Raw genomic sequence first — 12,896 nt, 5'->3', positions numbered from 1 at the left:
GGGCTTGGGGGCCGCTCTTGGCGTTGCCTGGTGTCATCCGGGCTCGGGTGCCGCCCTCGGCGTTGCCCGTCTCGATCCGGGCTCTGGGGGCCGCTCTCAGTGTTGCCCGTCTCGATCCCGGCTCGTGGGGCCGCTCTCAGCCCCGCCGSCGWTTGAGGCGCGGGGACCGGGGGCAGCACCCCCGCGGCTCCGCCGCCCTCCCAGCCCCGCCGCCGATTGAGGCGCGGGAGCCCGGGGGCAGCACCCCCGCGGCACCGCCGCCCTTCCAGCCCCGCCGGCGWTTGAGGCGCGGGAGCCCGGGGGCAGCACCCCGGGGCTCCGCCCCGGTCCCCGCGCCTCAAWCGCCGGCGGGGCTGAGAGCGGCCCCACGAGCCGGGATCGAGACGGGCAACACTGAGAGCGGCCCCCAGAGCCCGGATCGAGACGGGCAACGCCGAGGGCGGCACCCGAGCCCGGATGACACCAGGCAACGCCAAGAGCGGCCCCCAAGCCCGGACCAAGACGGGCAACCCCGAGAGCGGCACCCTGGGCCCGGATCGGGACGGGGCAAGGCTGGATGGGCGGGCCGGCCCCGTCCGGTTCAGCGGCGGCGCAGGTCGGCCACCCGGGCGCGGTCCGCCGGGCCCGGGTCTGCCAGCACCGACGCGCCCCGCAACTGCTGCGCATGCGTACGGCGCTGACCCGGCAGGGGCATGTCGCGGCGGGCGCCGCGGCCCGGCGGCCCGGCGTCGGCGGAGGCAGGCGCGCCTCCGGTGCCCGCCACCGCGATCTGCACGCCCTGATCGGCCAGGGCCTGCAGCTCCGCGGCTGCACGGTCGTCGTGCGCGGCCGGTTCGTCCGTCACCAGACGGGTGATGAGATCCGTCGGCACGGTCTGGAACATGGTGTCGGAACCGAGCTTGGTGTGGTCGGCGAGGACCACCACCTCCCCCGCGGCCTGCACCAGCGCCCGGTCCACGCTCGCGGAGAGCATGTTGGACGTGGAGAGTCCGCGTTCGGCGGTGAGCCCGCTCCCGGACAGGAAGGCGCGCGAGACCCGCAGTCCCTGGAGCGACTGCTCGGCCCCACTGCCCACCAGGGCGTAGTTGGAACCGCGCAGGGTGCCCCCGGTCATCACCACTTCCACCCGGTTGGCATGGGCCAACGCCTGGGCGACGAGCAGCGAGTTGGTGACCACGGTCAGACCGGGGACCCGCGCGAGCCGGCGGGCCAGCTCCTGCGTGGTCGTACCGGCGCCGACCACAATGGCCTCGCCCTCTTCGACGAGGCCGGCGGCCAGGTCGGCGATGGCCGTTTTCTCCGCGGTGGCGAGATGGGATTTCTGCGGAAAGCCGGACTCCCGCGTAAAACCGCCCGGCAAAACCGCACCGCCGTGCCGGCGGTCGAGGAGTCCTTCTGCCTCCAGTGCCCGCACGTCCCGCCGTACGGTCACTTCGGAGGTCTGGACGACGCGGGCGAGCTCACGGAGCGATACCGCCCCGTTGGCACGCACCATTTCGAGGATCAACTGACGACGTTCTGCAGCGAACACAAAACTGACAGTAACGTGACCGCCCGAGCGTTTTCAGCTGTTTGCGCCGAATAACAGAAGTTGTACATACAAGGGGCCGCCAAGTGGTATAGGCGGCCCCGTTGTTGTTCCGTACTGATCGAACGGCGGTCCGCGACCGCCTGAGTTGCCGGGGGTTGCCGGGGAATGCCGGTTTTCCCGGGGCTCCCGGAGGCCACCCGCGAGGCGGTTACGCCTCGCCCGCCTGCTTCCGGGTGTGCAACTGCCGGGCCACTTCCGCGATCGATCCCGACAGGGACGGATACACAGTGAAGGCGTTTGCGATCTGTTCCACGGTCAGATTGTTGTCGACCGCGATCGAGATGGGGTGGATCAGCTCGCTGGCCTTCGGCGCGACGACACAGCCGCCGACCACGATGCCGGTGCCGGGCCGGCAGAAGATCTTGACGAAGCCGTCCCGGATGCCCTGCATCTTGGCGCGCGGGTTGCGCAGAAGCGGAAGCTTGACGACACGGGCGTCGATCTTGCCGCCGTCGACGTCGGCCTGGCTGTAGCCGACCGTGGCGATCTCGGGGTCGGTGAAGACGTTCGAGGAGACCGTCTTCAGGTTCAGCGGCGCCACCGCGTCGCCGAGGAAGTGGTACATCGCGATCCGGCCCTGCATGGCGGCGACCGAGGCGAGCGCGAAGATCCCGGTGACGTCACCGGCGGCGTAGACGCCCGGCGCGCTGGTGCGGGAGACCTTGTCGGTCCAGATGTGGCCCGAGTCCTTGAGCCGGACCCCGGCGTCCTCCAGGCCCATGCCGGCGCTGTTCGGAATCGCGCCGACCGCCATCAGGCAGTGCGAACCGGTGATGACCCGGCCGTCGGCGAGGGTCACCTCGACCCGGTCGCCGACCCGCTTGGCGGACTGGGCGCGGGAGCGGGCCATCACGTTCATGCCACGGCGCCGGAAGACGTCCTCCAGGACGGCCGCGGCGTCCGGGTCCTCGCCCGGCAGCACCCGGTCGCGGGAGGAGACGAGGGTGACGCGGGAGCCGAGGGCCTGGTAGGCACCGGCGAACTCGGCGCCGGTGACACCCGAGCCGACGACGATGAGCTCCTCGGGGAGCTCATCGAGGTCGTAGACCTGGGTCCAGTTCAGGATCCGCTCGCCGTCGGGGAGCGCGTCCGGGATCTCCCGGGGGTGACCGCCGGTGGCGATCAGCACGGCGTCCGCGGTGAGCGTCTCCTCCGTGCCGTCGGCCGCCGTGACGACGACCTGGCGGGAGCCGTCGGCGGCCTGGAGGCCCTCCAGACGGCCGCGCCCGCGCATCACGCGTGCGCCGGCACGGGTGACGGAGGCGGTGATGTCGTGGGACTGGGCGAGCGCGAGGCGCTTCACCCGTCGGTTGACCTTGCCCAGGTCGACGCCGACCACCCGCGCCGCCTGCTCTATGTGCGGCGTGTCGTCCGCGACGATGATGCCGAGCTCCTCGTACGAGGAGTCGAAGGTGGTCATCACCTCTGCCGTCGCGATCAGGGTCTTCGAGGGCACGCAGTCGGTGAGCACGGACGCGCCGCCGAGGCCGTCACAGTCGACGACGGTCACCTCCGCGCCGAGCTGGGCGCCCACCAATGCCGCCTCGTACCCGCCGGGTCCGCCGCCGATGATCACGATCCGGGTCACGAAAAGTCCGCCTCGCGTTTCTCGTCCCGCGGCCGTCTGCTGTCCCGGCCGGGGGTCCGGGGGGTCGCCCCGGGGGAATGCAGTACGTACTTCATTGTCCCGCACGCGCCAAGGTGCTTCGCCCCGGGGCCCTCCATACGTGCGCCGGGGCGCCCCGGGTACGGGAAGCGGCCGGTCGGACCGGCGCGGTGCCGGGGCCCGCCGGTCCCGATCCGGCGCCCCGGACAGAGTGGATCGGCAGGGTGGTTCCTCCCAGGAATCGACGCTCCCGGCGTCACCTCCCGTACCCTCGATCCCATGTCGCTCTACGCCGCGTACGCCGGCAACCTCGACGCGCGGCTGATGACGCGCCGCGCACCGCACTCCCCGCTGCGCGGCACCGGCTGGCTGAACGGCTGGCGGCTGACGTTCGGCGGCGAGCAGATGGGCTGGGAGGGCGCGCTGGCCACGGTGGTCGAGGCGCCGCGCTCCCAGGTGTTCGTGGCGCTCTACGACCTGGCGCCGATGGACGAGGACTCCATGGACCGCTGGGAGGGCGTCGGCCTGGACATCTACCGGCGCATGCGGGTCCGGGTCCACACCCTGGACGGCGAGGAGCCGGCCTGGATGTACGTGCTGAACGGGTACGAGGGCGGGCTGCCTTCGGCCCGCTACCTGGGCGAGATCGCCGACGCGGCCGATTCCGCGGGCGCGCCGCACGACTATGTGATGGAACTCCGCAAGCGCCCCTGCTGAGCACCGGAAACCTGCTCCGAGCTGGTCTTTCCCGGCCTCACCCGCGGCCGGCTGTGGGAACACACAAACGAACGCGCCAAGACTCTGTACAGGAGCATCTACGCGCGTAGGGATTCAGCGGTTACGCTCATCCGCGTGAACGCATCAGTTATTCCGGACCACATCCAGGGCGACCCGCACGCCGCCGCCGCCGACGCCGCTGCCCGCCTGCGCGAGCTGACCGGTGCCGAGACCCACGACGTCGCCCTCGTGATGGGTTCCGGCTGGGCGCCGGCCGGCGATGCGCTCGGCACTCCGGAGGCCGAGTTCCCGGTGACGGATCTGCCCGGTTTCCCGGCCCCCGCGGTCGAGGGCCACGGCGGCACGATCCGCTCCTACCGCATCGGCGAGAAGCGCGTCCTGGTCTTCCTGGGCCGCACGCACTTCTACGAGGGCCGGGGCGTCGCCGCCGTGTCGCACGGGGTGCGCACCGCCGTCGCCGCGGGCTGCAAGACCATCGTGCTGACGAACGGCTGCGGCGGTCTGCGCGAGGGCATGCGCCCCGGACAGCCGGTCCTGATCAGCGACCACATCAACCTCACGGCGGCGTCGCCGATCATCGGCGCCAACTTCGTCGACCTGACCGACCTGTACTCGCCGCGGCTGCGGGCCCTGTGCAAGGAGGTCGACGAGACCCTCGAAGAGGGCGTGTACGTGCAGTTCCCCGGCCCGCACTACGAGACCCCGGCCGAGATCAACATGGTCCGCGTGATGGGCGGTGACCTCGTCGGCATGTCCACCGTGCTGGAGGCCATCGCGGCCCGCGAGGCGGGCGCGGAGGTGCTGGGCATCTCCCTGGTGACGAACCTGGCAGCGGGGCTGAGCGGGGAGCCGCTGAACCACGAAGAGGTGCTGCAGGCGGGGCGCGACTCGGCGACCCGGATGGGGTCGCTGCTGGCGAGGGTCCTGGACCGGATCTGACGGCGGGCGTCTGTTCGCGGGGGCGCTGCCCCCGTACCCCCGCTCCTCCAACCGCGCGAAGCGGCCTCCCCGGCGTTCGAGGGGCGGGGTCCGGGGCGGAGCCCCGGGTTCGGGAAGGGGCGGGCAGGGGAACAGAAGCGCCGCAGGCGCGACCACCCGCACCGCACCCCGACCAACCACCACGCACCACGCACCCGGAAACGCAAACCGGAAAGGCGGACACCGTGACGACGCAGGACCTCATCGCCCGGGCCAGCACCTGGCTCGCCGAGGACCCCGACCCCGAGACCCGCGACGAGCTCGCGAAGCTCATCGACGCCGAGGACCTCGACGAGCTCGGCGCACGCTTCGCCGGCACGCTCCAGTTCGGCACCGCCGGACTCCGCGGTGAGATCGGTGCCGGGCCCATGCGGATGAACCGCGCCGTCGTCATCCGGGCCGCCGCCGGGCTCGCCGCGTACCTGAAGGACCAGGGCCAGGACGGCGGCCTCGTCGTCATCGGCTACGACGCCCGGTACAAGTCCACCGACTTCGCCCGGGACACCGCGGCCGTGATGACCGGCGCCGGTCTGCGGGCAGCCGTACTCCCCCGCCCGCTCCCCACCCCCGTCCTGGCGTACGCCATAAGGCATCTGGGGGCCGTCGCGGGCGTCGAGGTCACCGCCAGCCACAACCCGCCGCGCGACAACGGCTACAAGGTCTACCTCGGCGACGGCTCGCAGATCGTGCCGCCGGCCGACGGCGAGATCGCCGCCGCCATCGCCGCGGTCGGCCCGCTCGACACCGTGCCCCGCCCCGACAGCGGCTGGGAGACCCTCGGCGACGAGGTCCTGGACGCCTATCTGACGCGTACGGACGCGGTGCTCGCCGCCGGCTCCCCGCGCACGGCCCACGTCGTGTACACGGCCATGCACGGCGTCGGCACCTCCGTGCTCACCGCCGCCTTCGACCGCGCCGGCTTCCCGGCCCCGGTCCTCGTCGCCGAGCAGGCCGAGCCCGACCCCGCGTTCCCCACCGTCGCGTTCCCCAATCCGGAGGAGCCCGGCGCGATGGATCTCGCGTTCGCCACCGCGCGCCGCTCGCACCCGGACCTCGTCATCGCCAACGACCCGGACGCGGACCGCTGCGCCGTCGCCGTCCCGGATCCGGGCGTGGCCGGCGGCTGGCGGATGCTGCGGGGCGACGAGGTCGGCGCGCTGCTCGCCGCCCACCTGGTCCGCCGCGGTGTCAGCGGCGTGTTCGCCGAGTCGATCGTGTCCTCGTCCCTCCTCGGCCGGATCGCGGAGAAGGCGGGCCTCGGTTACGAGGAGACGCTGACCGGCTTCAAGTGGATCGCCCGTGTGGAGGGCCTGCGGTACGGCTACGAGGAGGCGCTCGGCTACTGCGTCGACCCGGACGGCGTACGCGACAAGGACGGCATCACGGCCGCGCTGCTGGTCGCCGAACTCGCCTCCGTACTCAAGGAGCAGGGCCGTACGCTGCTCGACCTGCTGGACGATCTCGCGGTCGAGCACGGGCTGCACGCCACCGACCAGTTGTCGGTCCGGGTCGAGGACCTGTCCGTCATCGCGGACGCCATGCGCCGTCTGCGGGAACAGCCGCCGACCGCCCTCGCCGGCCTCGCCGTCACCTCGGCGGAGGATCTGTCGAACGGCACCGAACTGCTGCCGCCCACGGACGGGCTGCGTTATCACCTGGAGGGCGCCCGGGTGATCGTCCGCCCGAGCGGCACCGAGCCGAAGCTCAAGTGCTACCTGGAGGTCGTGGTGCCGGTCGGCTCGGCCGACGAGCTGCCCGCGGCCCGTGCGAAGGGCGCGGAGCTGCTGGCCGGCATCAAGCGGGACCTGGCGGCCGCGGCCGGGATCTGACGGTCCGGTTCCGCACACACCGGCTCACGTACGCATCAGGTACGCATACGTGAAGCCGGTGTCCGGGCCCACGCAGGACTGGAGCGTCAGATCGCCCCGGAACAGCCCGTGGGCGGGGGCGCTGCGGCCGGGCGTCCGGTAGCGGGCGTACACCCGGCAGCCCAGGGTCCCGTGTGGCGTCTCGACGGTGACCCGGGTGCCGACGGGAGCGTCGCGAACCGGCCGAACCCGCAGTAGTCATGGCCGACGACCACGGCCGTACGCATCCTGTTCCCGTCCTCGCGGCCGAAGTCGGGCCCGGACCACTGGACCGCCTCCCGGCACGCGTCGATCTCCTCCTGGCCGACCGGCGGGCCCGGAAGCAGGCGAACGGTCGGCTTTCACAAGGAAGTTGCCCTCAGACCGCCCGGCATACATGCGAGCGCCCCCGGCCGGTACCCCACCCGGCAGGGGGGGCGCGTCAGCGATTCGGCCGGTACTCCACCCGGCCAGAGGCGCCTCGGCCCTTCGCTCCGCGGCCGTCAGCCGACGACGAGCAGCACCACCAGCAGCACGGCGCCCACGACGGCCGGTGCGATCACCTCGTACGCCCAGCGGACCGACGCGACCAGGCCCTCGGCGGCGGGCTTGTCGCCCGCGTGCTCGGCCAGCTGCCGCAGATCGTGCATGGTCTGGTCGGCGACTGCCGCCCGCGCCTTCGTGTCGCGCACGTCGGCGGTGGCGGACGTCCGGCCGTACGGGTCGTCGGCCGCCTGCCGGGACTGGTGGCGGGCGGCCTTCTTGCGCTGCCGCAGCGACACCGGGATCGCCCAGAGCTGGTACTTCCCGCCGGCGTGGGTGAAGATCTCGCTCGAGTACCCGGCCCGGACGTCCTTGACGTCGGTCCACGGCAGCGTGATCGTCCGGAACGGGTTGCGGATCCGGATGCGCTGTTCGTTGGCGGACACCACCGGCCGCAGGGTGAAGGCGACCACCAGCGGCACCACGGTCAGCAGAGCGGCCAGCGCCAGCCACGGCACACTGCCCTCGCCCTGGACCATGGCGTCCACGCCGATCCAGCCGACGAGCACGAGCAGCAGGACACCTCCGATCAGCCCGGCGGGCGACCGGAACGTCCGGTCGGCGTAGGTGGGCTCGGAGGGCGGTGTGGGGCTCGTCATGAGCCCGATTCTGCCTGACGGGCGCGGCGGACGCGGGGGCGGCCGCCCGGACACGCGTACGGAGGCCGGCGGGACCGGCCCCGGACGCGCGGTAGCCTCCGCCGCGGCGCCGCGCGATACGCGTCCGACCTGGGCCCCTGTACAGGCCGCTACGCGCGTAGATATGCTCATGTGGTGACCATGCCCACCACTGCTCCCGCATTCGCCGACGCGACGGCGTCCGACAGTGCGCTGCGCCGCTTCCTGCACGGGCTGCCCGGCGTCGACGCCGTCGGCCTCGAAGCGCGCGCCGCCTCGCTCGGAACCCGTTCGATCAAGACGACGGCCAAGGCGTACGCCATCGACCTCGCCATTTCGATGATCGACCTGACGACGCTGGAAGGCTCGGACACCCCGGGCAAGGTCCGCGCGCTCGCCGCCAAGGCCGTCCATCCCGATCCCACCGACCGCACGACCCCGCACACCGCGGCGGTCTGCGTCTACCCCGACATGGCGGCGACCGCGGTGGCCGCCCTGGCCGGCTCCGGCGTGAAGGTGGCGTCCGTCGCGACGGCCTTCCCCGCCGGGCGCGCGGCGCTCGACGTGAAGCTCGCGGACGTCCGGGACGCCGTGGCGGCCGGGGCCGACGAGATCGACATGGTGATCGACCGCGGCGCCTTCCTCTCCGGCCGCTATCTGAAGGTGTACGAGGAGATCCTCGCCGTAAAGGCCGAGTGCGGCCGGGCCCGGCTGAAGGTGATCTTCGAGACCGGCGAGCTGTCCACGTACGACAACATCCGGCGGGCCTCCTGGCTCGGGATGCTGGCGGGCGCGGACTTCATCAAGACGTCGACCGGCAAGGTCGGGGTCAACGCCACACCCGCGAACACCCTGCTGATGCTGGAGGCGGTGCGCGACTTCCGCGCGCAGACCGGCATCCAGATCGGCGTGAAGCCGGCCGGCGGCATCCGCACCTCCAAGGACGCCGTCAAGTTCCTGGTGCTGGTGAACGAGACGGCGGGCGAGGACTGGCTGGACAGCCACTGGTTCCGCTTCGGTGCCTCCAGCCTGCTGAACGACCTGCTGATGCAGCGCCAGAAGCTCAGCACCGGCCGTTACTCCGGCCCCGATTACGTGACGGTGGACTGATTCCCATGGCATCTGCATTCGAGTACGCACCGGCGCCGGAATCCCGTTCCGTCGTCGACATCGTCCCCTCGTACGGCCTGTTCATCGACGGCGAGTTCACCGACGCCGCCGACGGCCAGGTCTTCAAGACGGTCAGCCCGTCGTCCGAGGAGGTGCTCTCCGAGGTCGCGCGGGCAGGCTCCGCGGACGTGGACCGGGCCGTGAAGGCCGCCCGCCGGGCGTTCGAGAAGTGGTCGGCGCTGCCCGGCTCCGAGCGCGCCAAGTACCTGTTCCGGATCGCCCGGATCATCCAGGAGCGCAGCCGCGAGCTCGCCGTTCTCGAAACCCTCGACAACGGAAAGCCGATCAGGGAGACCCGCGACGCGGACCTCCCGCTGGTCGCCGCGCACTTCTTCTACTACGCGGGCTGGGCCGACAAGCTGGACCACGCGGGCTACGGGGCCAACCCCCGTCCGCTCGGCGTCGCCGGCCAGATCATCCCGTGGAACTTCCCGCTGCTGATGCTCGCGTGGAAGATCGCCCCGGCGCTCGCCACCGGCAACACGGTGGTGCTGAAGCCGGCCGAGACGACCCCGCTCTCCGCCCTCTTCTTCGCCGACATCTGCCGCCAGGCGGGCCTGCCCAAGGGCGTCGTCAACATCCTGACGGGCTACGGGGACGCGGGCTCGGCCCTCGTCGAGCACCCGGACGTGAACAAGATCGCCTTCACCGGATCGACCGCGGTCGGCAAGGCCATCGCCCGCCAGATCGCCGGCACGGACAAGAAGGCCACTCTGGAGCTGGGCGGCAAGGGCGCCAACATCGTCTTCGACGACGCGCCCATCGACCAGGCCGTCGAGGGCATCGTCACCGGCATCTTCTTCAACCAGGGCCAGGTCTGCTGCGCCGGCTCGCGCCTCCTGGTCCAGGAGTCGATCGAGGAGGAGCTGCTGGACTCCCTCAAGCGCCGGCTGTCCACGCTGCGCCTCGGCGACCCGCTGGACAAGAACACCGACATCGGCGCGATCAACTCCGCCGAGCAGCTCTCCCGGATCACCGCGCTCGTCGAGACGGGCGAGGCCGAGGGCGCGGACCGCTGGTCGGCCCCGTGCGAGCTGCCGTCCGCCGGCTACTGGTTCGCGCCGACGCTGTTCACCGGCGTCACCCAGGCGCACACCGTCGCCCGCGACGAGATCTTCGGCCCGGTCCTGTCCGTGCTGACCTTCCGTACGCCGGACGAAGCCGTCGCCAAGGCCAACAACAGCCAGTACGGCCTCTCGGCCGGCATCTGGACGGAGAAGGGCTCCCGCATCCTCGCGGTGGCGAACAAGCTCCGGGCGGGCGTCGTCTGGGCCAACACGTTCAACAAGTTCGACCCGACCTCGCCGTTCGGCGGATACAAGGAGTCGGGCTTCGGCCGCGAGGGCGGCCGTCACGGTCTGGAGGCCTACCTCGATGTCTGACGGGCGACTGAGCGTCTTCAAGACCTACAAGCTGTACGTCGGGGGCAAGTTCCCCCGCTCCGAGAGCGGCCGGGTGTACGAGGTGACGGACTCGAAGGGCAAGTGGCTGGCGAACGCGCCCCAGTCCTCCCGCAAGGACGCGCGGGACGCCGTCGTGGCCGCCCGCAAGGCCTTCGGCGGCTGGTCCGGCGCGACCGCGTACAACCGCGGCCAGATCCTCTACCGCATCGCGGAGATGCTGGAGGGCCGCCGGGACCAGTTCGTCCGGGAGGTGGCGGAGGCCGAGGGTCTCTCGAAGTCCAAGGCCGCGGCCGTCGTGGACGCGGCGGTCGACCGCTGGGTCTGGTACGCGGGCTGGACGGACAAGATCGCCCAGATCGTGGGCGGGGCGAACCCCGTCGCGGGACCGTTCTTCAACCTCTCGACGCCGGAACCGACCGGGGTCGTGACGGTCCTGGCCCCGCAGAAGTCGTCGTTCCTGGGCCTCGTCTCGGTGCTCGCGCCGGTGATCGCGGCCGGCAACACGGCCGTCGTCGTGGCCTCGGCCGCGTCCCCGCTGCCGGCGCTGTCGCTGGGCGAGGTGCTGGCCACCTCGGACCTGCCGGGCGGCGTCGTCAACATCCTGTCGGGGAAGACGGCGGAGATCGCCGCGCCGCTCGCCGCCCACCAGGACGTGAACGGCATCGACCTGACGGGCGCGGACGCGGATCTGGCGAAGGAGTTGGAGATCGCGGCGGCCGACAACCTGAAGCGGGTCTCCCGCCCACCCGTCGCCCGMCACCACCCCGAGACGGAGACGCACGGCGCCGCTCATCCACAGGCTGTGGACGGCGACGGTGACGACTGGTCCGCCGATCCCGGCACGCGTCGGCTCACCGCGTTCCTGGAGACCAAGACGGTCTGGCACCCGACGGGCGCACTGGGCGTGTCGGGCTCCTCGTACTGACGCACACACGGCAGCGGCCCGCGCCCCGGAGGAATCCGGGCGCGGGCCGCTTCGCGTCAGCCGTGCAGCAGGCCGGTGACCTGTCCCACCACGGGCAGGTCCTTCAGCGCGCCACCGCTGGTCACCGGGTCGGTGACCAGCGCGGTGGAGACCGGCTTGAAGTCGGCGACCTGCGTCCCCACCGCGTTGTCCAGCGGGTCCACGCCCGTACCGGCCAGCGGGTCGAGCCGCAGATGCGTGACGGGCGCGATGCCGTTGCCGAGCGAGTGGCCGAGTGCGCCGGTGACCGCACCGCCGGCCGCCTCGCTCGCCTCGCCGAGACTGGTGTCCGTACCCGACGCCTGGACGAGGGGCAGCGGGGCCGCCTGGGCCGCCGCACCCCCCGCACCGAGCGCGGCACCCACCGCGGTGACGGTCAGACCTGCCCGCAGCAGCGTGCGGCGCCGTGACTTGGAAAGTGCGTAACGTGCCATGAAGTTCCCACCTGATCGGGCCGATTCGAACCATCAATCGAGTAATCGGTTGAGTGCACAGAGTAGTTGAGGTGTGATGCCGGATACCAACAGGACCTCCGGGGATCCCCTGTGCGGGTCAATGCCTCACACTTGTGTTCTGTGAGTTCCCAAGCGATTTCGACCCGTGTCGTCCTGCTCGCGGGCCCCTCCGGCTCCGGCAAGTCATCCCTGGCCGCCCGTACCGGTCTTCCGGTGCTGCGGCTGGACGACTTCTACAAGGAGGCAGGCGACCCCACGCTGCCGCTCGTCACCGGCAGCACGGACATCGACTGGGACTCCGCCCTGTCCTGGGACGCCGACGCGGCGGTCGCCGCGATCGTGGAACTGTGCCGCACCGGGCGGACCGACGTACCTGTGTACGACATCGCGACCAGTTCCCGTACGGGCCACGAGGGCTTCCACATCGAGCGCACGCCGCTCTTCGTGGCCGAGGGCATCTTCGCGGCGGACATCGTGGAGCGGTGCCAGTCCCTGGGCCTCCTGGCGGACGCCCTGTGCCTGCGCGGCCGCCCGTCGACCACGTTCCGCCGCCGGCTGCTGCGGGACCTGCGCGAAGGCCGCAAGTCCGTGCCGTTCCTGCTGCGCCGGGGCTGGCGGCTGATGCGCGCCGAACGCCGCATCGTGGCGCGCCAGGCGGAGCTGGGCGCGTACCCCTGCGGCAAGGCCGAGGCGCTGGGCCGCCTGGCCGCAGCCGCGGCGGGCCGCTGCCGCACACCGGCGCCGGCGAATGCGCCTGCGAGCCCTTCAGGCGACTGAAGTCCCGGGGCACACACTCAAGCCCCTCCGGCGATTGAGGAGCGGGGGTCCGGGGACAGCGCCCCCGGAAGGCCGCCGCGCCGTGACCCCACGCACAACGCCGAAGGGCCGGACAGGACCCCCCGGCCCGTCCGACCCTCAGCTTCCCCGTTACCCCCGTACACCGCTGCCTCCCCCGAAGCAGCGGCCCCGCTTCCCCCGTGACAC

At 72.1% G+C, this 12,896-nt stretch carries 12 protein-coding genes; 7 read left to right on the top strand and 5 right to left on the bottom strand.

The window, feature by feature from the left end; genetic code table 11:
* Positions 1-580 precede the first annotated feature (580 nt).
* Both EAO72_RS30930 and EAO72_RS30925 read right to left on the bottom strand, forming a co-directional pair.
* A complete protein-coding gene (locus tag EAO72_RS30930; RefSeq protein ID WP_148020385.1) occupies positions 581-1,531 on the bottom strand; it encodes a DeoR/GlpR family DNA-binding transcription regulator in 951 nt (316 codons plus the stop codon).
* Positions 1,532-1,739: 208 nt separating this feature from the next.
* A complete protein-coding gene (locus tag EAO72_RS30925) occupies positions 1,740-3,179 on the bottom strand; it encodes an NAD(P)H-quinone dehydrogenase (protein WP_148020384.1) in 1,440 nt (479 codons plus the stop codon).
* A gap of 297 nt (positions 3,180-3,476) precedes the next feature.
* Here EAO72_RS30925 and EAO72_RS30920 point away from each other — a divergent pair, with 297 nt between their 5' ends.
* The 3 genes from EAO72_RS30920 to EAO72_RS30910 all read left to right on the top strand — a co-directional run bounded on the left by EAO72_RS30920 (position 3,477) and on the right by EAO72_RS30910 (position 6,742).
* Entirely contained in the window at positions 3,477-3,914 is a 438-nt protein-coding gene (locus tag EAO72_RS30920; RefSeq protein WP_024490113.1) for a gamma-glutamylcyclotransferase, read from the top strand.
* 135 nt (positions 3,915-4,049) lie between these two features.
* The gene (locus tag EAO72_RS30915) at positions 4,050-4,874 is read left to right on the top strand and encodes a purine-nucleoside phosphorylase (protein WP_148020383.1); all 825 of its coding nucleotides are present in this window, start codon (positions 4,050-4,052) and stop codon (positions 4,872-4,874) included.
* 224 nt (positions 4,875-5,098) lie between these two features.
* A complete protein-coding gene (locus EAO72_RS30910) occupies positions 5,099-6,742 on the top strand; it encodes a phospho-sugar mutase (RefSeq protein WP_148020382.1) in 1,644 nt (547 codons plus the stop codon).
* Between the two features lie 24 nt (positions 6,743-6,766).
* On the opposite strand, the gene EAO72_RS43430 is transcribed toward EAO72_RS30910, so the two are convergent.
* Together EAO72_RS43430 and EAO72_RS30905 are read right to left on the bottom strand one after the other, a co-directional pair.
* Positions 6,767-6,895, bottom strand: a complete 129-nt coding sequence (locus EAO72_RS43430; protein ID WP_261991677.1) for a hypothetical protein — start codon at positions 6,893-6,895, stop codon at positions 6,767-6,769.
* 368 nt (positions 6,896-7,263) lie between these two features.
* Positions 7,264-7,902, bottom strand: a complete 639-nt coding sequence (locus tag EAO72_RS30905) for a PH domain-containing protein (RefSeq protein WP_148020381.1) — start codon at positions 7,900-7,902, stop codon at positions 7,264-7,266.
* Positions 7,903-8,082: 180 nt separating this feature from the next.
* Between EAO72_RS30905 and deoC the strand changes: the two genes are divergently transcribed.
* The 3 genes from deoC to EAO72_RS30890 are packed head-to-tail and all read left to right on the top strand — an operon-like array spanning position 8,083 to position 11,418.
* A complete protein-coding gene (deoC, locus tag EAO72_RS30900; protein WP_148022139.1) occupies positions 8,083-9,030 on the top strand; it encodes a deoxyribose-phosphate aldolase in 948 nt (315 codons plus the stop codon).
* Positions 9,031-9,035: 5 nt separating this feature from the next.
* Positions 9,036-10,472, top strand: coding sequence for an aldehyde dehydrogenase family protein (locus EAO72_RS30895; RefSeq protein WP_148020380.1), 1,437 nt, complete (start codon positions 9,036-9,038; stop codon positions 10,470-10,472).
* Positions 10,465-11,418, top strand: a complete 954-nt coding sequence (locus EAO72_RS30890) for an aldehyde dehydrogenase family protein (RefSeq protein WP_148020379.1) — start codon at positions 10,465-10,467, stop codon at positions 11,416-11,418. Before EAO72_RS30895 ends, EAO72_RS30890 begins: the two co-directional genes overlap by 8 nt.
* A 56-nt stretch (positions 11,419-11,474) precedes the next feature.
* Here EAO72_RS30890 and EAO72_RS30885 read toward each other — a convergent pair whose 3' ends face one another.
* Positions 11,475-11,891, bottom strand: a complete 417-nt coding sequence (locus tag EAO72_RS30885) for a hypothetical protein (protein WP_148020378.1) — start codon at positions 11,889-11,891, stop codon at positions 11,475-11,477.
* A 141-nt stretch (positions 11,892-12,032) separates the two neighbouring features.
* Here EAO72_RS30885 and EAO72_RS30880 point away from each other — a divergent pair, with 141 nt between their 5' ends.
* Entirely contained in the window at positions 12,033-12,689 is a 657-nt protein-coding gene (locus EAO72_RS30880) for a uridine kinase (RefSeq protein ID WP_148020377.1), read from the top strand.
* Positions 12,690-12,896: the final 207 nt, after the last annotated feature.

Origin of the sequence: Streptomyces sp. OR43 (assembly GCF_008042275.1) — a bacterium.
Lineage (GTDB): Bacteria > Actinomycetota > Actinomycetes > Streptomycetales > Streptomycetaceae > Streptomyces.
Note: the sequence above shows the minus strand (reverse complement) of the source record. Positions and strands in the feature narration are given on the sequence as shown.

Bases quoted from the DNA above. Each gene is read 5' to 3' on its own strand.
- EAO72_RS30920 (WP_024490113.1), top strand. From the start codon at position 3,477: ATGTCGCTCTACGCCGCGTACGCCGGCAACCTCGACGCGCGGCTGATG.
- EAO72_RS30905 (WP_148020381.1), bottom strand. From the start codon at position 7,902: ATGACGAGCCCCACACCGCCCTCCGAGCCCACCTACGCCGACCGGACG.
- deoC (WP_148022139.1), top strand. From the start codon at position 8,083: ATGCCCACCACTGCTCCCGCATTCGCCGACGCGACGGCGTCCGACAGT.
- EAO72_RS30895 (WP_148020380.1), top strand. From the start codon at position 9,036: ATGGCATCTGCATTCGAGTACGCACCGGCGCCGGAATCCCGTTCCGTC.
- EAO72_RS30885 (WP_148020378.1), bottom strand. From the start codon at position 11,891: ATGGCACGTTACGCACTTTCCAAGTCACGGCGCCGCACGCTGCTGCGG.